The sequence below is a fragment of the Isoptericola variabilis genome, from assembly GCF_050311655.1.
Classification (GTDB): Bacteria; Actinomycetota; Actinomycetes; order Actinomycetales; family Cellulomonadaceae; genus Isoptericola; species Isoptericola variabilis.
In genome coordinates, this window is record NZ_JBNOZM010000006.1 from 323,466 (window position 1) to 341,530 (window position 18,065).

The 18,065-nt window shown below is 75.1% G+C and carries 19 protein-coding genes and 1 riboswitch; of the genes, 7 read left to right on the top strand and 12 right to left on the bottom strand.

What is annotated here, in order from left to right:
- Positions 1 to 209 precede the first annotated feature (209 nt).
- On the top strand, positions 210 to 1,256 hold the full coding sequence (locus ACQP60_RS15370) for a LacI family DNA-binding transcriptional regulator (RefSeq protein ID WP_429734323.1): 1,047 nt from the start codon (positions 210 to 212) through the stop codon (positions 1,254 to 1,256).
- Between the two features lie 55 nt (positions 1,257 to 1,311).
- Here ACQP60_RS15370 and ACQP60_RS15375 read toward each other — a convergent pair whose 3' ends face one another.
- Complete coding sequence (locus ACQP60_RS15375) at positions 1,312 to 2,028, bottom strand: DedA family protein (protein WP_429734325.1); 717 nt, start codon at positions 2,026 to 2,028, stop codon at positions 1,312 to 1,314.
- Complete coding sequence (locus ACQP60_RS15380) at positions 2,025 to 2,774, bottom strand: copper homeostasis protein CutC (RefSeq protein ID WP_429734377.1); 750 nt, start codon at positions 2,772 to 2,774, stop codon at positions 2,025 to 2,027. Before ACQP60_RS15380 ends, ACQP60_RS15375 begins: the two co-directional genes overlap by 4 nt.
- Before the next feature lie 176 nt (positions 2,775 to 2,950).
- Between ACQP60_RS15380 and ACQP60_RS15385 the strand changes: the two genes are divergently transcribed.
- On the top strand, positions 2,951 to 3,238 hold the full coding sequence (locus tag ACQP60_RS15385; protein ID WP_429734327.1) for a hypothetical protein: 288 nt from the start codon (positions 2,951 to 2,953) through the stop codon (positions 3,236 to 3,238).
- Positions 3,239 to 3,250: 12 nt separating this feature from the next.
- Here the strand turns inward: ACQP60_RS15385 and ACQP60_RS15390 are convergent, their stop codons facing one another.
- Positions 3,251 to 3,736 carry a DUF1269 domain-containing protein gene (locus tag ACQP60_RS15390; RefSeq protein ID WP_429734329.1) on the bottom strand — a complete coding sequence of 162 codons (486 nt, stop codon included), beginning with the start codon at positions 3,734 to 3,736 and terminating at the stop codon, positions 3,251 to 3,253.
- A 103-nt stretch (positions 3,737 to 3,839) separates the two neighbouring features.
- Here ACQP60_RS15390 and pgi point away from each other — a divergent pair, with 103 nt between their 5' ends.
- Both pgi and ACQP60_RS15400 read left to right on the top strand, forming a co-directional pair.
- Positions 3,840 to 5,558 (top strand): glucose-6-phosphate isomerase, encoded by a 1,719-nt coding sequence (gene pgi / locus ACQP60_RS15395; RefSeq protein WP_429734331.1) that lies wholly within the window; start codon positions 3,840 to 3,842, stop codon positions 5,556 to 5,558.
- Between the two features lie 23 nt (positions 5,559 to 5,581).
- Complete coding sequence (locus tag ACQP60_RS15400; protein WP_429734333.1) at positions 5,582 to 6,721, top strand: PrsW family intramembrane metalloprotease; 1,140 nt, start codon at positions 5,582 to 5,584, stop codon at positions 6,719 to 6,721.
- Here ACQP60_RS15400 and ACQP60_RS15405 read toward each other — a convergent pair.
- Positions 6,684 to 7,175, bottom strand: coding sequence for a DUF6069 family protein (locus ACQP60_RS15405; protein ID WP_429734335.1), 492 nt, complete (start codon positions 7,173 to 7,175; stop codon positions 6,684 to 6,686). The two genes, ACQP60_RS15400 and ACQP60_RS15405, sit on opposite strands and share 38 nt — an antisense overlap.
- A 164-nt stretch (positions 7,176 to 7,339) precedes the next feature.
- On the opposite strand from ACQP60_RS15405, the gene ACQP60_RS15410 reads away from it, so the two are divergent.
- Together ACQP60_RS15410 and ACQP60_RS15415 are read left to right on the top strand one after the other, a co-directional pair.
- Positions 7,340 to 8,614 carry a sensor histidine kinase gene (locus ACQP60_RS15410; RefSeq protein ID WP_429734337.1) on the top strand — a complete coding sequence of 425 codons (1,275 nt, stop codon included), beginning with the start codon at positions 7,340 to 7,342 and terminating at the stop codon, positions 8,612 to 8,614.
- Positions 8,615 to 8,685: 71 nt separating this feature from the next.
- Positions 8,686 to 9,327, top strand: a complete 642-nt coding sequence (locus ACQP60_RS15415; protein WP_429734379.1) for a response regulator — start codon at positions 8,686 to 8,688, stop codon at positions 9,325 to 9,327.
- Positions 9,328 to 9,331: 4 nt separating this feature from the next.
- Here ACQP60_RS15415 and ACQP60_RS15420 read toward each other — a convergent pair whose 3' ends face one another.
- From ACQP60_RS15420 to ACQP60_RS15435, 4 genes are all read right to left on the bottom strand, one after another.
- A complete protein-coding gene (locus tag ACQP60_RS15420; RefSeq protein WP_429734339.1) occupies positions 9,332 to 9,796 on the bottom strand; it encodes a hypothetical protein in 465 nt (154 codons plus the stop codon).
- Positions 9,783 to 10,631 carry an ABC transporter ATP-binding protein gene (locus ACQP60_RS15425; RefSeq protein ID WP_429734341.1) on the bottom strand — a complete coding sequence of 283 codons (849 nt, stop codon included), beginning with the start codon at positions 10,629 to 10,631 and terminating at the stop codon, positions 9,783 to 9,785. The genes ACQP60_RS15420 and ACQP60_RS15425 overlap by 14 nt, the downstream gene beginning before the upstream one ends.
- The gene (locus tag ACQP60_RS15430) at positions 10,631 to 12,310 is read right to left on the bottom strand and encodes an ABC transporter permease (RefSeq protein WP_429734343.1); all 1,680 of its coding nucleotides are present in this window, start codon (positions 12,308 to 12,310) and stop codon (positions 10,631 to 10,633) included. Before ACQP60_RS15430 ends, ACQP60_RS15425 begins: the two co-directional genes overlap by 1 nt.
- A 113-nt stretch (positions 12,311 to 12,423) precedes the next feature.
- Positions 12,424 to 13,500 (bottom strand): thiamine ABC transporter substrate-binding protein, encoded by a 1,077-nt coding sequence (locus tag ACQP60_RS15435; RefSeq protein WP_429734345.1) that lies wholly within the window; start codon positions 13,498 to 13,500, stop codon positions 12,424 to 12,426.
- A 71-nt stretch (positions 13,501 to 13,571) separates the two neighbouring features.
- A riboswitch (TPP riboswitch) is annotated at positions 13,572 to 13,676 on the bottom strand.
- Between the two features lie 159 nt (positions 13,677 to 13,835).
- Between ACQP60_RS15435 and ACQP60_RS15440 the strand changes: the two genes are divergently transcribed.
- Entirely contained in the window at positions 13,836 to 14,102 is a 267-nt protein-coding gene (locus ACQP60_RS15440; RefSeq protein ID WP_429734347.1) for a DUF4235 domain-containing protein, read from the top strand.
- Positions 14,103 to 14,161: 59 nt separating this feature from the next.
- On the opposite strand, the gene ACQP60_RS15445 is transcribed toward ACQP60_RS15440, so the two are convergent.
- The 4 genes from ACQP60_RS15445 to ACQP60_RS15460 form a co-directional block, all read right to left on the bottom strand.
- A complete protein-coding gene (locus ACQP60_RS15445) occupies positions 14,162 to 14,941 on the bottom strand; it encodes a PAS domain-containing protein (RefSeq protein ID WP_429734349.1) in 780 nt (259 codons plus the stop codon).
- 147 nt (positions 14,942 to 15,088) lie between these two features.
- Entirely contained in the window at positions 15,089 to 16,012 is a 924-nt protein-coding gene (locus tag ACQP60_RS15450) for a sulfite exporter TauE/SafE family protein (RefSeq protein ID WP_429734351.1), read from the bottom strand.
- Positions 16,013 to 16,217: 205 nt separating this feature from the next.
- A complete protein-coding gene (locus ACQP60_RS15455) occupies positions 16,218 to 16,673 on the bottom strand; it encodes an RrF2 family transcriptional regulator (RefSeq protein WP_429734353.1) in 456 nt (151 codons plus the stop codon).
- On the bottom strand, positions 16,670 to 17,950 hold the full coding sequence (locus ACQP60_RS15460) for an AGE family epimerase/isomerase (RefSeq protein ID WP_429734355.1): 1,281 nt from the start codon (positions 17,948 to 17,950) through the stop codon (positions 16,670 to 16,672). The genes ACQP60_RS15455 and ACQP60_RS15460 overlap by 4 nt, the downstream gene beginning before the upstream one ends.
- Between the last annotated feature and the right edge of the window lie 115 nt (positions 17,951 to 18,065).

Here is an 18,065-nt window from a genome sequence, read left to right on the forward strand (position 1 = left end):
GTCCTCGTCATCTTCGATCCCTTGTCCTCGTCGACGGGCACGGCAGCGACGCTGCCGCGAGGTAGGTGTTGTGCCTGACACGAGAGTGACAGGCGGACGGTCCGATCGTCAATCGTTGTCGATAACGATTTCGACACCTCACCCGCCCGCCATGCCGGACGGCGTCGAGAACACGTGACCGCCGCGCGCATGGCGCATACTGTCGACTCGTGAGCACCGCCGCCGACCCGTCACGTGGTCCCTCAGCCCCCGCCGCCGGGCGCGTCACCATCTCCGACGTCGCCCGCGTCGCCGGCGTCTCGGTCGCCACCGTGTCGAAGGTCGTCAACAACCGGTACGGCGTCGCCGCCGGCACGTCCGAGCGGGTGCTCGCCGTGGTCGAGGAGCTCGGCTACGAGTCCTCCCTGGTCGCCCGCAGCCTGCGCCGTACCAGCACGAACGTCATCGGGGTGCTCGTCGCGGAGTTCGAGCCCTACTCCACCGAGCTGCTCAAGGGCATCTCGTCGGCCGTCGACGGCACCGGCTACGAGCTCCTCGCCTACGCGGGCCGCACCGACGGCGGCGCGCGCACCGGCTGGGAGCGACGGTCGCTGTCGCGGCTGGCCGGCACGCTCGTCGACGCGGCGATCGTCGTGACGCCGACGATGGTGATGTCGTCCGACTCCCCCGTGCCCGTCGTCGCCGTCGACCCGCACACCGGTCCCGAGGGCACGCCGACCGTGGACTCCGACAACACCACCGGCGCCCGCGAGGCCGTCGAGCACCTCATCGGGCTCGGCCACCGGCGCGTCGCGCACCTGGGCGGCCGCGCCGACCTCGAGTCCGCCCGCCTGCGCGAGCTCGGCTACCGCCAGGCCCTGGAGGGCGCGGGCATCGCCGTCGACCCCCTGCTCATCAAGGTGGGCGGCTACCGTCCCGACCTGGCGGACGCGCCCGTGCGCACGCTGCTCGACCGGCCGGACCGCCCCACCGCCGTGTTCGCCGCCAACGACCTCTCCGCCATCCACGTCATCGAGGTAGCCGCCGAGCTCGGCCTGCGCGTCCCCGAGGACCTGTCCGTGGTCGGCTTCGACAACATCCCCGAGTCGTGGGGCAGCACTCCTCCGCTGACCACCGTCGCGCAGCCCCTGCACCGCATGGGCGCCGAGGCGCTGCGCATGGTGCTCGACCTCCTCGAGGGCACCGCCCGCGAGCGCCACCTGCGCCTGCCCACGTCGCTCGTCGTCCGCGCCTCGACGGCACCCCCGCCGCGGTAACAGTCGGTCGTCAGCCGACCGGCACGTCGAGGGCCCGGACGGGGAGTGCCGCCGGTCAGCGCGGGCGGCCGTGCCGGTGCTGCGGCTCGCGGGGGGCTCGGCGGGCGAGATAGCGCTGCCGCAGCCGCACGACGACGAACCACAGCACGAGCAGCCCGATGACCACGAGGACGGCGTCGGAGATGATGCCGCTCCACTGCTCCAGCACGGGCTCGATGGCGGGACCGAAGGCGTAGCCGAGCCCCACCCAGATGCCGTTCCACACGCCGGAGCCGATGGCCGTGTAGAGCGTGAACGACCAGAACGGCATGCGCTCGATGCCCGCGGGGATGGAGATGAAGCTGCGCACGAGCGGCACGCAGCGCCCCGCGAGCACGGCCACGCGGCCCCACTTCGCGAAGAACGCCTCGGCCTTGTCGAAGTCGGAGCCGTCCATGAGCGGGATGGCGTCGACGATCGCGCGGGTGCGGTCGCGCCCCAGCAGCCGGCCGAGGTACCACCAGATCCAGGCGCCGACGACGGCGCCGGCCGTGGCGGCGAGGATCGCGAGCCAGGCGTTCATCTGCCCGTCGTAGGCGAGGAAGCCCGCAGCGGGCAGGACGGCCTCGGACGGGATGGGTGGGATGAACGTCTCGAACAGCACCGCGGCGCCCACGCCGACCTCGCCGAGGGTGACCATCAGGTGCAGCACCCAGCCGATGAAGCCGTCGTAGCCCTCGGACGGGTCCGTCGTCGAGGCGGCCACGGCGGCGGCGTGGACGACGCCGGTCACGCGCCCGCCCCGGCGTCGGGCGTCGTCGCGAGCGCGGCGTCGAGGGCGGTACGGGTCGCGGCGACCGCGTCGGGGTCGGTGACGTCGTAGCCGCTGCTGCCGCCGCCCCCGGGGCCGCCGTCGGCGACCACGGTGCGCTTGGCGGAGAGGTGGACGGCGTGCACGCCCGCGCCGACGAGGGCGGGCACGTCCTCGACGCGGACGCCGCCGCCGGCCATGACCTCGACGCCGAGCTCGCGGCCGCGCGCAGCGAGCGCCGCCAGCACGTCGAGGGCCTCGCCGGCCCGCGGGGCGCCCCCGGAGGTCAGCACGCGGCGCACGCCCGCGCGGGCGAGGACGTCGAGGACGGCGACCGGGTCCGCCACCTGGTCGATCGCGCGGTGGAACGTGACGTCCGCGCCGCCGGCCGCGGCCACGAACGCGGCGAGCGCGGGGGCGTCCACCTCGCCGTCCGCGGTCATGGCGCCGACGACGACGCCGTCCGCCCCGGCGTCGAGCACCGCGCGCACGTCGCGCACCTGCACGTCGACCTCGTCGGCCGCGAACACGAAGCCCCCGGCCCGCGGGCGCACCAGCACGTGCACGCCGACGCCGGAACCGCGCAGCGCGTCGGCCACGGCGGCGACCATCCCGGCCGACGGGGTGAGCCCGCCCGTGCCGGCGAGCGCGGCGCACAGCTCGAGGCGGTCCGCGCCGCCGTCGGCCGCGACGCGCGCGCCCGCGACGTCCTGCACGGCGATCTCCAGGGCGACGCCACGGGGGGCGACGTCCTGCCCGGTGGGGGGCACGGACAAGGGGTCTGTCGAGGCTTCGGCAGTCACGGCGGCGAGTCTACGGGGGCGCAGGTGTGCGGGACCGGGGCGACCTGTGACGGGACGGTGCTCGTCGGGGACCTGTGCCCATGAGGTGGCAGGATCGCCGCGTGCCCTCCTACCGCGTGAGCCTCGCCGTCGGTCTGCTGCAACCGGGGGTCGACCCCGCCGACGTGCTGCCCGCCGCGGCGGCCGCGGCGCGCGAGCTCGTCACGGTGGAGTCGTACGACGTCGGGGTGGTGCGGGGCCGGGCGCGCATCACGGTCCGCTTCACGGCGGAGGACGACGCCGCCGCGCACCGCGTGGCGGACGCCGTCCACGACCGTGTCGACGCGCTGGCCGACACCTTCGGCGGCACGCTCACCCGCCGGCGGGGCGGCCGCTGGCAGCCCGCCTGACGGGCCGCCGTCTCACTGCCCGAAGGCCTCCAGCAGGTTCCGGCGCTCCGCGTCGGTGAGGTTGGTGCTGACCAGGGTCGCGTCGACGCCGTGGAGCCGCTCCGCCAGCCGGTCGGGGTCGATCGGCTCGGTGACGATGAACAGGGCCGACGTGCCGGGCACGATCTCCTTCTTCATCTGCTCGATGTCCTTCGCGGTGATCCCGACGTCGGACAGCGACCGGGTGATGCCGGCGATCGCGGCGCCGGCCGCGGCCCCGAGGACCGGCAGGAAGAACAGCGCGCCGAGCAGCAGGCCCCAGACGGCGCCCCAGCCGGACGCCTTCGCCGTGTCGTCGTGCGAGCCGTGGGTGTCGGGCTTCTTCGCGCCTTCCGGCCAGCTCACCACGGCGTGGTCGACGACCTTCACCAGGCCGTCCCTCTCGCCGCCCTTGACGGCCGTGAAGGCGCGGTCGGCCGCGCCCGGGTCGTCGAACTTCCAGACCGTGAAATTCGCCATGCGTGCCTCCGTTGCGCCAGGCCGGGTCCGTTCCCGGCAGTGGTCATCCTGGCAGCGTGAACAGGCCGCGCAACCGGGCCGGGCGGTCAGTACGGTTGGCCTCATGACCTCCTCCCCCGTCGATCCCACCACCACGACCTCCTGGGGCGACCTGTACGCCCACTACCAGGAGTTCCGGGGCGACCTGCGCGGCTGGTTCGCCGCCGACCCCGGCCGCGCCGCGCGCATGACCCACGTCGCGGGCGACCTGCACGTGGACCTCTCCAAGAACCTCGCGACGGACGAGACGCTGGACCTGCTCGTCCGCCTCGCGCACGACGTGCACCTGCCCGAGCGCATCGAGGCGATGTTCACCGGGGAGCACATCAACGTCACCGAGGACCGCGCCGTCCTGCACACCGCGCTGCGCCGCGCGCCGGGCACGCAGCCGCCGCTGGTCGTGGACGGCCAGGACGTCGACGCGGACGTGCAGGCCGTGCTCGACAAGGTGAGCGCGTTCGCCGACCAGGTCCGGGACGGGTCGTGGACGGGCGTCACGGGCAAGCCGGTGCGCACGGTCGTCAACATCGGCATCGGCGGCTCCGACCTCGGGCCGGTCATGGTCTACGAGGCGCTCAAGCCGTACGGCCGTACCGGCGACGACGCCATCGAGGCCCGGTTCGTCTCCAACATCGACCCCACCGACGTCGCGCAGAAGACCGCGGACCTCGACCCGGAGACCACGCTGTTCGTCGTGGCCTCCAAGACGTTCGGCACGCTGGAGACGCTCACCAACGCGCGGCTCGCCCGCGCCTGGCTCTGGGAGAGCCTCATCGCCGCCGGCGTCATCGAGGACGACCCGGACGCGAAGCAGGCCGCCGTCAAGGCGCACTTCGTGGCGGTCTCGACCGCCCTCGACAAGGTGGCCGACTTCGGCATCGACCCGGCCAACGCGTTCGGCTTCTGGGACTGGGTGGGCGGCCGCTACTCGGTGGACTCCGCCATCGGCACGTCGCTGGCGATCGCCTTCGGCCCCGACGTCTTCCGCGACCTCCTCGCCGGCTTCCGCGCCGTCGACGAGCACTTCCGGACCACGCCGTTCGAGGCCAACGTGCCCGTCCTCATGGGCATGCTGAACGTCTGGTACGGCAACTTCCTCGGCGCCCACACGCACGCCGTCCTGCCGTACGCGCAGCAGCTGCACCGCTTCCCCGCGTACCTGCAGCAGCTGACGATGGAGTCCAACGGCAAGTCGGTGCGCTGGGACGGGTCGCCCGTCACCACGCAGACCGGCGAGATCTTCTGGGGCGAGCCGGGCACCAACGGCCAGCACGCCTTCTACCAGCTCATCCACCAGGGCACGCGCCTCATCCCGGCCGACTTCATCGCCGTCGCCACCCCCGCCTACCCCCTCAAGGACGACGAGGGCGACGGCAAGGCCGTGGCCGCGGGCGCCGACGTGCACGAGCTGTTCCTCGCCAACTTCTTCGCCCAGACCAAGGCGCTCGCCTTCGGCAAGACGGCGGACGAGGTGCGCGCCGAGGGCACGCCCGAGGAGATCGTCGCGGCCCGCGTGTTCTCCGGGAACCGGCCGACGACGTCGATCGTCGCGCCCGCGCTCACGCCGTCGGTGCTGGGCCAGCTCGTCGCGCTGTACGAGCACATCACCTTCGTGCAAGGCGTCGTGTGGGGCATCGACAGCTTCGACCAGTGGGGCGTGGAGCTCGGCAAGAAGCTGGCGCTGGAGATCGCGCCCGCCGTGTCGGGCGACGACGCCGCCCTGGCCGCGCAGGACTCCTCGACCCAGGCGCTCATCCGCTACTACCGGGAGCACCGCGCCTGACGCGCCCCCTAGGATCGGGCCCCATGCCGGCCCTGGACCCTCGCGCGATCCTCGACGGGCGGCCCACGCGCCGCCCGTCGGTGGGCGTCATCGTGGCGATCGCGGCGTCGTCGGCGTGCCTGCTCGCCGCGCTGGTGGTGACGTCGGCGGAGGGGCCGACGTTCCTCGAGGGCCTGTTCCTCGCCGTCCTGCCGCTGCCCCTGCTGCTGGCGGGCGTGCTCGCCCTCGACCGCCTCGAGCCGGAGCCGCCGGACGCCCTGGTGCTCGCGTTCCTGTGGGGCGCCGGGGTGTCCGTGCTGGTCGCGATGGGGATCAACACGGCCGGCCTCACCCTGCTGTGGACGCCGTTGCTCGGCCAGGAGGAGGGCTTCGTCGCGACGGCGGTGCTCACCGCGCCCGTCGTCGAGGAGACCCTCAAGGCGCTGGTGCTCGTGGGCATGCTCTGGTTCCGCCGGCACGAGCTCAACGGCCCCACCGACGGCATCATCTACGGCTCGATGGTGGGCCTCGGCTTCGCCACCGTGGAGAACATCCACTACTACACGGTCGCGGGGCCGGACGCGCTGGCCGCGACGTTCGTCGCGCGCGGTCTCCTGTCGCCGCTGATCCACCCGCTGTGCACGTCCCTCACCGGCCTGGGGATCGCGACGGCGGCGCTCGCCCCGCGCGGCTGGGCCCGGGTCTGGCCCGTGCTCCTCGGCCTGCTCGGCGCGATCGCGTACCACGCGCTGTGGAACGGCGCCGCGTCCCTCGGCCTCGGGGTGGTCCTGGCGGTGTACCTGCTCGGCCTGGGCGTCGTGGTCGCGCTGCTCGTCGTCGTGCGCCACGACCGCGCCCGCATCGTGGCGCTCATCGGGCAGCACCTGCCGCAGTACGGGCCGCTGGGCGTCGTCGCCCTGCCGGACGTCGTGATGCTCACGTCGCTGCAGCGGCGGCGCCGGGCCCGCGCCCAGGTCCGCGCCGCGGGCGGCCCCGGCCCCGCCCGCGCGATGCGGGACTACCAGCAGGCCGCGACCGAGCTGGCGATGCTGCACCGCCGCCTCGACCGCGGGCTGGTGGACCCGGCCGCGTTCGAGCGGCAGCGCGGCCCCCTGCTCGCGCTCATGCTCGCGGCCCGCGACGTCGTCACGCCGCTCTGGCGCCCCGAGGGCCCGCCCCGCTGAGACCCAGCATGATCACGCCGCCCACGGCGAGGTGCTCCAGCAGGAGCAGCAGCGTCGCGCCGGCGTTCGCGGCCCCCAGCGGGCCCAGCAGCGACACCAGCAGGACGGCGCCGCTCAGCACCAGCCACGGCGCGCGGCCGCCGCGCGGGCGGCGCAGCAGCAGGGCGCGGACGCCCCACCCGCCGAGAGCCGCCGTGAGGCTCGCGGCGATGACCATCGAGATCGTCACCTCGAGGGTGCCCGACCCGGCGCGCACCTGCGGGTCCACGCCCGCCAGCGTGCCGACTCCGAACACCACCGCGCCGGTCAGCACCGCGCCCACGATCACCGTGCGCGGGCGGTTCCACCACTCCCGGTCGCGCCACGTGCGCCCTGCCGGGCCGCCGGTCGAGCTGCCCCGGGCGTTGCCCTGCGTCGCGCGGTGGCGGTCGGTGTCGTTCGACGTCGCGTCCATGTCGTCCCCTCCTCGGCGCCGGCGCCCTGCCGACAGGACGACGCTCCCGTGCGGCGGGCCTCCCGCGCGCCCTGCCGTGGTCGGTCGCCTCCCGGTCGCCGGTCGGCCGCACCCCCGACTTTGGTCGGTGTCGCGGCACGGCGACGCGCCGTAGCGTCCCGGTCATGACGCCCACCGGCACCGCCCCGCAGGCCGCCGCCGTCGACCCGGCGACGGCGTCGCCCGCCGGCGTCCCGGGCCCACCGCCCGACCAGGGCCCCCCGCCCGTGCCGCGCGGCGTCCTCGCGACGGCGTGGGGGCTCGTCGCCGTCCTCACCGCGGCGGCGACGGCGGCCGTCGTGACAGCCACGCCCGACACCTCCGTCGTCGGCACGACACCGCAGGTGCCGGCCGCGGTCGACGTCGCCGTCGCCGTCGTGGCCGTCGCCCTCGTGCCGCTGCTCATGACGCGCCGCAGCGTCCCCGCCGCGGTCGCGCTGGCGACCCTGGCCGCGGTGTCGGGGGCGGCGACGCCCGCGTCGACGGTGGCCACGCTGCAGGTGGCGCGCTGGTACCCGGTGCGGACGGCGGCGTGGGTCGCGGGGGCGGGCGTCGTGGGGCACGCGGCCCAGGCGCTGTGGCGGCCGGTGGGCCTGCCGCTGGGCTGGTGGCTCCTGTGCGACGTCGCGGTGCACGCCGCGCTCTTCGGCTGGGGCGCGTACGGCCGCGAGCGCGCGCTCGTGCTGTGGTCCCTGCGCGACCGTGCCCGCCGGGCCGAGGCCGAGCAGGAGCGTCGGGTGGCCGAGGCCCGCACGGCCGAGCGCACCCGGATCGCCCGCGAGATGCACGACACCCTCGCGCACCGCCTGTCGCTCCTGGCCGCCACCGCCGGCGCGATGGAGTACCGCCCGGACGCCGACCCGGCCGCCCTCGCCGCCGCCGCCGGGCGGGTCCGCGCCGGGGTGAGCGACGCGCTGGAGGATCTGCGGCAGGTCATCCGCCTGCTGCGCGCAGGCCCCGACGACCTGGGCCCCGTGCCTGGCCTCGACGACGTGCGCCGCCTCGTCGACGACTCCCGCGCCGCCGGCACGGACGTGACCTACGAGCGCACGGGCGACTCCTCGCCCGACGCGACCCCGCCCGCCGCGGTCGCGACCGCCGTCTTCCGCGTGGTGCAGGAGTCGCTCACCAACGCGCGCCGCCACGCGCCGGGTGCCGCCGTCCGGGTCACGGTGGCGACCGCCCCGGGCGAGGTCCGGGTGCGGGTGGTCGACGACGGCGCGGCGCCGGGTGCCGTCGCCCCCGCCGGGGTCGGCACGGGGACCGGGCTGGTGGGGCTGCGCGAGCGCGCCACGCTGCTGGGCGGCACCCTGTCCGCGGGCCCGCGCGGCGGCCCGTCCGGAGCGACCGACGCGTCGCGCGGCTTCGCGGTCGAGGCCTGGCTACCGTGGGACGCGTGACGACGACGCCCGGGCTCGGCCCGTTCCCCGTCCCCGGCCCTGCGGGCGGCCCCGCGTCCGGCACCACTCCCGTGCGGATCGTGCTGGTGGACGACGACGCCCTGGTGCGCGCGGGCCTGCGCCTCATGCTCGACGGCGCGCACGGGATGCGGGTGGTCGCGGAGGCGGCCGACGGCGCGGACGTCCCCGCCGTGCTGGACGCGCACCCGGCCGACGTCGTGCTCATGGACCTGCGGATGCCCGGCGTGGACGGCATCGCGGCCACCCGGCGGGTCCGCGCCCGCCCGTCGCCGCCCGCCGTCGTCGTGCTCACCACGTTCGACACCGCCGAGGAGGTGGGCGGCGCGCTGCGCGCCGGGGCCGCCGGCTACCTGCTCAAGGACATGCCGCCCGCCCGCATCGCCGCCGCCGTGCACGCCGCCGCCGCGGGCGAGCCCGTGCTGGCGCCGGACGTCGCGCGGCGCCTCATGGCCGCCGTCGCCGGCTCGGACGGCTCGCGCGACCGCGCCCGCGCTGCGCTGGACGCCCTCACCGCCCGCGAGCGTGACGTCGCCGTCGAGCTCGGCCACGGCGCGTCGAACGCCGACATCGCGGCCCGCCTCTACCTCAGCGTCCCCACCGTGAAGGCGCACGTGTCGAGCGTGCTCGACAAGCTCGGGCTGGAGAACCGCACGCAGGTCGCCCTGCTCGTGCACGACGCCGGCGAGGCGTGAGACCTCAGCCCTCGACGAGAGCCCATTCCTCGCAGTCCTCCGGCTCGGTCACGGTGGCCGTGCCCGGACAGACCCGGTGCCGCCAGACCTGGTCGCCGTAGGTGTCTTGCGTGTTGTCGCTGTAGACCTCGAGCCCGTCGATCCCCGGCCCGGTACGCCAGTACTCCACGATCGGGTCACCCTCGACCGTCAGGGACCGCACGACCAGCTCCGCCCCCTCGCCCGAGGCCGCGGCATCGAGGCACGCGTACGCCTCGGCCAGCTCCGCCTTCGGTTCGCCCTCGCCGAGGTCGGGTCGCGCGGTCACCTCCCCGCACGACGGGAGCGGCGCGCGCTCCGCGAACAGCTCCTCCCCCGTGCTCGCCGGGGACGCACCCGGGCCGCCGGCGCAGCCGGCCAGCGCCGCGAGGCAGGCCACGCCGCACGCCGCCGCGAAGGCCCGCCATCGCCGGCCGTCAGACCACGTCATGCCCCGATGATGTCGTCACGGCCGCGGTTCTTGCACCCGTCGTCTCCGGGCGACCAGCATCGTCGTCGGCGTCGTCGCCGTCGTCGGCGGCGGACAGCCCGAGGAACTCCGCCACCCGCGGGCTCGCGGGCGCGCTCAGCAGCACGTCGGGCGCGTCCACCTGCAGCAGCCGCCCGGCGTCCATGACGGCGACGCGGTCGGCGACGGTGAACGCCTCGTCGTGGTCGTGTGTGACGAAGACGGCGGTGGTGCCGGTGGCCTTGAGGGTGTCGCGGACGTCGACGGCGAGGCGCTCGCGCAGCCGCCGGTCAAGGGCGGACAGCGGCTCGTCGAGCAGCAGCAGGCGCGGGCGGGGCGCGAGCGCGCGGGCGAGCGCGACGCGCTGCTTCTCCCCGCCGGACAGCGTCGCGACGGACCGGCCCGCGTACCCGGCCAGGCCGACGTCCGCGAGCAGCTCCGCGACGCGCGCGGCCCGCTCGACGCGGGGCACGCCCTGGGTCTCGAGCCCGTAGGCCACGTTGCGCCCGACGTCGCGGTGCGGGAAGAGCTGGCCGTCCTGGAAGAGCAGCCCGAACCCGCGCCGGTGCACGGGCACCCCCGCGAGGTCCGCGCCGTCGAAGGCGACCGTGCCGCCCGCGAGCGGTTCCAGCCCGGCGACGGCGCGCAGCAGCGACGACTTGCCGCAGCCGCTCGGCCCGAGCAGCGCGACGATCTCGCCGGCGGCCACGTCGAGCGACATGCCGTCCACCGCGACCGCCCCCGGCCGGCGGCGCGTGGCGCCGTACCGCACGACGGCGTCGCGCACGGCGAGCCCCGACGTCTGGCCCTGCTGCATCAGAACTCCCCTCCCGGCCGGTCGCCGCGCAGGCGCTCGGCCACCATCATGACGGTCGCGGTGAGCACGGCCAGCACCACGGACGCCGCGAGCGCCATCCCGTAGTTCTCGGCCCCGGGCCGTCCGATCAGGCGGTAGATGACCACCGGCAGGGTGGCCGTGTCCGGGCGCGCGAGGAACGACGTCGCGCCGAACTCCCCCAGCGAGACGGCGAACGCGAACCCGATCGCCAGCCCCAGCGACCGCACGCCCAGCGGGCCGTCGACGGTCCGCAGCACCCGTCCGGGGGCCGCGCCCAGCGTGGCGGCCGCCTCGCGCAGCCGCGGGTCGATGGCGCGCAGCACGGGCAGCATCGTGCGCACCACGAGGGGGATCGCCACGACCGCCTGCGCGATCGGCACCAGCGCACCCGACGTGCGCAGGTCGACGTCGAGCCCGAGCGGCTTGTCCAGCGTGATGAGGAAGCCGAAGCCCACGGTCACGGCGGAGACGCCGAGCGGCAGCATGAACGCCGCGTCGAGCACGCCGACGGCCCGCCGCAGCCCCGCGCGCCGCGGGCGTCGCGACACGACGAGCGCCACGAGCCCGCCCACGACGACGGCGATCAGCGCGGCCCACGCCGCGGTGCGCAGCGAGTTGCCCAGCGCCTCCCACACGGTGACGGTGAGGGCGTTGCGCCCGCCGGTGGTGCCGAGCGCCACGTAGTTGTCGAGGCCCCAGGAGCCGTCGGGGGCGCGCAGCGACCGGGTGACGAGCCCGGCCATGGGCAGCACGAGGAGCCCGGCGACGACGGCGAGGGTGACGAGCGCGGGCACGAGGTCCGTGCCGTTCCCGCCGGCGCGCAGCCGCAGCCGGTGCGCGGACACGCTGTCGCTCGTGAGGTGCAGCGCCCGCTCCCGCTTCGCCCGCGCCCGCGAGCTGACCAGCAGCGCACCGGCGACGACGACGAGCTGCAGCACCGACAGCACGGCCGCCGACCGCAGGTCGAGGAACTGGGTGGTGCGCGTCCAGATCTCCGTCTCGATCGTGCCGTAGCGCAGGCCCCCGAGGACCAGGACGACGCCGAACGCCGTCGCGCAGAAGAGGAACACCACCGCGGCAGCCGACGCGATCGCCGGACCGAGCGCCGGCAGCGTCACCGTGCGGAACGCCCGCCAGGGCGTCGCGCCGAGCGCACGGGCGGCCTGCTCGGCACGCGGGTCGAGCCGCTCCCACATGCCGCCGACGGTGCGCACCACCACCGCGTAGTTGAAGAACACCAGCGCGAGCACGATGCCGGCGAAGCTCTCCTCCAGGTACGCCCAGCCGAGCAGACCGCCGGGCGCGAAGAGCGCGCGGAACGCGACGCCGACGACGACGCTCGGCAGCACGAACGGCACCGTCACCAGGCCCCGCACCAGCGTGCGGCCCGGGAACCGGCACCGGTACAGCACGTACGCGCCCGGCAGCCCGAGCAGCACGGACAGCAGCGTGCCGGCGAGCGCCTGGGCCAGCGTCTGCCCGACGATCCGCCACGTGCGCTCCTGGGACAGCACCTCGGCGAAGCCGGACAGGTCGAGCTCGCGGCCCGCCGGCGTCTCGGTGAAGAACCCCTGCAGGACGAGCGACACCACGGGCCACGCGAAGAAGACCGCGAGGAAGCCCAGCGGGAGCGCGACGGCGGCGCCCCAGCCGAGCAACGCGCCCCATCGGTCTGCCCGCCACCGTCCGGCACGTGACCGGTCGGCGCGCCACCGCGCCGCCCGGGCTGCCGGGCGGGCGGTGCTGCGGGGGACGCGGGGCACGGGGCGCGTCAGCCGACGACCGTCGCCGTCCACTGCTCGATCCACTCGTCGCGGTGCGCGGCGACGTCCGCGGGCGCCACCTCGAACGGCTCGTCGGCCAGGGGTGCGAACTGCTGCCAGTCGGCGGGCAGCTCCACGTCCGGGTCGGCCGGGTACATGTACATCTGGCCGGGCACGTCGGCCTGGAACTCGGCGCTCGTCAGGAAGTCGACGAGCTTCTGGGCGCCCTCGGGGTTCTTCGCGCCGGTCAGCACGCCCGCGTACTCGACCTGCCGGAAGCAGGTGTCGAGCATCGCGCTCGTGGTGGAGGACTTCCCGTCGTCGCTCACCGTGAACGCGGGCGACGTCGCATACGACAGGGCGATCGGGCGCTGCCCGCCCTCGCCGGCGCCGGAGAAGTCCACGTAGTAGGCGTCCTCCCAGCTCTCCGCCACCTTGACGCCGTTGTCGCGCAGGTCGGCCCAGTAGGCCTGCCAGCCGTCCGTGCCGAAGGCGCCGATCGTCGCGAGCAGGAACGCGAGGCCCGGCGACGACGTCGCCGGGTTGGTGACGACCGTGAGGTCCCGGTACTCCGGCTTCGCGAGGTCCTCGAGCGTCACCGGGGGCGTGACGCCGTGCTCCTCGAACCAGCCGTCGTCGAGGTTCATGCAGACGTCGCCCACGTCGACGGGCGTCAGGGTCCCGGCCAGGTCGTCGGGCGCGTAGGCCGCGACCTCCGGCGCGAGGTCGGCGGGCTGGTACTCCTCGAAGACCCCTGCGTCCACGGCCCGCGACGCGTACGTGTTGTCCACGCCGAAGACGGCGTCGCCCAGCGGCGCGTCCTTCGTCAGCACGAGCTGGTTCACCAGGGTGCCCGCGTCGCCGGGGGCCACCTGCTCGACGGTCAGGCCCGACTCCTCCTCGAACGCGGCCAGGACCTCGTCGGAGACGGCGAACGAGTCGTGCGTCACGAGCGTCACGGTGTCCGACGCCGCGCCGCTCGCGTCGTCCTGCGGCGTCCCGCCGCACGCCGCCAGCACCGGCAGCAGGGCGACGGCAGCGACGGCCGCCGCCGTCGTCCGGGCCGTACCTGTCCTCAGGGTCATGCTGTCCTCCTCAGGGTGCGAGAAGGGGGTCCTGCGGGCGCCCGGCACCGTCGTGGTGCGGCCGTCCGCAGGGATCGAGATTCCCGACTTCCTCCACCGGTGCTAACCGGGTCAGGTTCGAGGGTCTGCGGCGGTCCGCACTCTCAGCGCCGGTGGGCGCTCCCCTGTCGTATCACCACGAGCCTACCCGTCGGGGCCGCGCTACCGTGGTCCCGTCCTCGGCCACGAGGTGTGACGTGCCTGACGTGCCGTGACGCCGCCCGGAGGCCGTGGACGCACGCGAGACGACGCGCGGTCATGCCGCGGCCGCGCCGGGACCTACCGAGGGAGAGCACGTGACGGACACCGAGCAGCCGCTGGGCGTGAAGGTCGGCACGGTGGTGCTGACGATCGCCGCCGGATGGGTCGCGCAGAAGCTGATCGGGGTGGTCTGGGAGAAGGCGACGGGCAACGTGGCGCCCACCAACGTGGACGACGACGAGCTCTCCATCGTGCAGGCGGTCACCTTCGCGGCCGTCTCGGGGGGCGTCGCGGTGCTCGCGAAGCGCCTCGCCCGCCAGGGCGCCGTCCGCGCGGCCGCCCGGTTCGTCCCCAGCCACTGACCTGAAGGCCGGGGCCGGAGCCTCGCACGGCGCCTCGTCAGCGGGCCGTCAGTGGGCCGTCAGTGGCTCGCGCGGGGACGACGGCGGGCGAGCTGTGCGTCGTGACCGTGCGGCCGGTCCACCGGCCGCACGGCGGCGAGCGCCTGGCTCAGGCGGGCCGCAGCGTCCTTCGCGGGCGGCGCCGACCGGACCACCTCTGCCGCGGTGAGCGCGGCGTCGTGGTCCCCGACCGGCCGCGCGAGCTCCTTCATCACCTGCTCCCCCGCCGACTGGGCGGAGACCCCGACCTGCGCGCCGGCGTCGGCGAGCACCTCGGTGGCCACCGACTCGTCCACCCCGCAGACGGCCATGATGGCGCCCTTCGCCTGCTCGGCGGCCGCGGCCGCGACGAACGCGCGGGAGACGGCGCGGTGCGCCTCGCGCTCGAGCGCGTCCCGCACGACCGGGCTCGCGTCAATGACATAGCCGACGATCTGCGACGACGCGCCGTCGGCCCCGTGCCTCCCCTGCCCGGTGACGACGACGGTGTGCGTGCGCCCGTGGTCGTCCACGACGCGGTGCGCGCCCGAGAACGGCCGACCGGCACCCAACGCGACCACCGCCGTCCGCGAGAGCCGCTCGCGGTCGTCGGGGTGCAGGTGGGCCCGCAGCACCTCAGGACCGGGCGTCACGGTGCCGGGCTCGCGCCCGAAGATCCGGAAGACCTCGTCGGACCACCACCACTCGCCCGTGGCGACGTCGACCCGGTACCGGCCCACCAGCAGCTGGCTCCCGGCACCCAGCAGCTCCGCGAGCGCGACGAGCTCGCGGCGCGGTGCGTCGTGCGGCGTGCTGGACATCGAGGCTCACCCCCCAGTGCCGTGCAGCTGGGTCCGGCGTGCAGTTCTCCTGGCCTCACCACGGTACCGGGACGGCACGACACCGCCACCGCACGGCGGGTGACGTGCGGTGGCGGTGTCGAGGGAACAGCCCGGAGGGAAGGCCGGTCAGGCCGCGGTCGTCGCAGCGGCCTCCGGCTGCTCGGCCCCCTCGGCCCGCTCCGCCGCAACCGCCTTGCGGTGCTGGGCGAAGGCGTACCCGACGGCGACGGCCCAGCCCACGGCGATGACCCACAGCACGAGGCTGCGCACGCCGTCGCTCACCGGGAACGAGTCGAGGTTCAGCAGCGTCCGGGCGTTGGTGAGCACGATGATCCCGCCGACCGCGGAACCGAGCACGCGCGGCGGCACCAGGCGGACGAGCCAGGCGGCGATCGGCGCGGCGATCAGGCCCCCGATGAGCAGCGCGAGGGCCCAGGTGGGGTTGATGCCCGCGGTCCCCAGGCCGAACAGGAAGCCGAGGCTCGCCGCCACGGCCACGAAGAACTCGCTGGTGTCGATCGAGCCGATCACCTTGCGCGGCTCCATGCGGCCGCTCGCGAGGATGGCGGGCGTGCCCACCGGGCCCCACCCGCCGCCGCCCGTGGCGTCCATGAACCCGGCGACCAGGCCCAGCGGGGTGAGGAAACGCTTGCGCAGCGGCTGCCCCAGACGGTCCGTGCGCAGGCCGCGGAGCGTGAACCGCAGCAGCACGTAGAGGCCCAGACCCAGCAGCAGGATCGACATCAGCGGCTTGGCGATCTCGGTGGACAGCCAGGACAGGAACGTCGCGCCCGCGAACGCGCCGATCGCGCCGGGGATGCCGATCTTGGTGACGACCTTCCAGTCGACGTTCCCGAACCGCCAGTGCGAGACGCCCGAGGCCAGGGTGGTGCCCACCTCGGCGAGGTGGACGGTCGCGGACGCGGCCGCGGGGTTGGTGCCGATCGCCAGCAGCAGGGTCGTCGACGTGACGCCGTAGGCCATGCCCAGGCTGCCGTCGACGAGCTGCGCACCGAGGCCCACGAGGGCGAGGAGGACGAGTGTCCGCACGGGGTGTTCCCTCCGTTCGGCGCGGCAGCGGGTCCGCCGCGACTGCGACGAAGTTACCCGATCGGTTCTATCGGATTCAATGGTCTCAGAAATCTGTCTGCATACTGAGACTGCGACGATCACCCGTCGCCGCGGCACGACGCACCGACGGTGCCGACGGTGCCGACCCCGACCGCTCGGGCCGATCAGGCGCCGGGAGCGTGCCTCAGGGGTTGACCCACGCCGACTCCTGCTCGGTGAGCCGCCGCACGACGTCGGGGATCTTCCCCGCCGCGAGGTCCGCCAGGGTCACCTGTTCCAGCACGGCGCGCACGTTCACGCGCAGGGCCACCCACACGTGCAGCAGCGACGCCGCCGCGCCGGTGTACTCCAGGTCCGACGGCCGGGCGTCGCGCACGAACACGAGCGGCCCGTCGACGGCGCGCACGACGTCGGCGACGGTGACCGCGCCAGCCGGGCGGGCGAGCACGTAGCCGCCCCCGGCGCCGCGCCGGCTCGCCACGATCCCCTCGCGCCGCAGGTCGCTGAGGATCGCCTCGAGGAAGCGGTGCGGCACCTGCTGCGCGCGAGCGAGGGCCTCGGCCGGGACGGGCCCGCCGTCCGAGGCGGCAAGCTCGGCGGCCGCCCTGACCGCGTAGTCTGCCTTGGCGGAGATCCTCACGACGCCGACCCTGTCTCACCCAGGCAAGTCCCGGCCAACCGCGTCCCGGCCAGCAGCGGACCGGCCACCCGGGCGGACTGGGCGAACGACCCGGTCAGGGGCAGGTCCGGCAGGATGACGGCCTGCGCCGCGTGGTAGACGTCGGGCTTACCCACCCACGTACGCCCGGAGGGCGCGTTGTCGGTGTCGAGCTCGTGGAACCAGGAACCGCGCTCGTGGTCCACCAGGTGCGCGTCGATCCATGCCCACCACTCGTGCGCGAGCTCCGCGTAACGGGCCTCCCCCGTCGTGCGGTGCAGGACGTCGGCAGCCGCGGCGGCCTCGGCGGCCACCCAGTGGAAGCGTCGCGCCTCGACCGGGGTGCCCGACCAGTCCGTCGTGTAGACGAACCCACCGCCCCGTGCGCCGTCCCACCCGTCCGCCACCGCGCGGTCGAACAGGTGGCGCGCGGCATCGGTCCGCCGTCCCTGCGTGTCGCCCGCGACGTCGACCTGCAGCAGCAGCCGCGCCCACTCCAGCCCGTGGCCCGGCGTCGCCCCGTAGGGCTTGAACGGGTCGTGCGGCCGGTCGGCGTTGTACTCGAGCTGCGGCTGCCACGCCGTGTCGAAATGCTCCGGGATGCGCCAGTCGTTGTCCGACGCCCAATCGATTACCCGGTCCGCGACGACGGCGGCCCGGTCGAGCCACCCACGCTCGCCCGTGGCGTCGTGCGCGGCGAGGAGCGCCTCGACGGAGTGCATGTTCGCGTTGACCCCGCGGTACGGGTCCACGGTGTCCCAGTCGCGTGACCGCTCGTCGAGGTGGAGCTGCTGGTCGGCCTCCCAGAACCGGCGGTCCAGCACCGACAGGGCGGCCTCCAGCAGGGTCACCGCCCCGGGGGTGCGCGCGATCGTGCCCGTCGATCCCGCCAGGACCACGAACGCGTGACCGTACGCCTGCTTGGTGCCGTCGACGGACGAGCCCGGCCCCGTCGAGGCCAGCCAGCCCCCCTCGTCGGGGTCGGCCAGGGTGCGCGACAGTCCGGCGATCCCTCGCTCCAGCAGCGCGCCGGCTCCCTCGACCCCCAGGAGGTGCCCGAGCCCGAAGGAGTGCGTCATCCGGCAGGTGATCCACAGGTGGGCGGGCTGTGCGGGGTCGACGACCCCGGCGTCGTCGAGCCAGCCCGCGGTCCCGTCCGCTCCCAGGGACGGCCGCGCGAAGTCCAACAGGCTCGCGAAGTGGTGGGCGCGCCACGACGGTGTCGGCCCGGTGGCAGGAAGGTGCGGTGCTCCAGTCACCCGGCGAGCCTATCGGGAGGACGGCGCTCGGGGGCATGCGGGTATGCGAAAGGCCCACCCCGGGGTGGGGTGGGCCTTTCGTGAATGGGTGTCCGGCGGCGTCCTACTCTCCCAC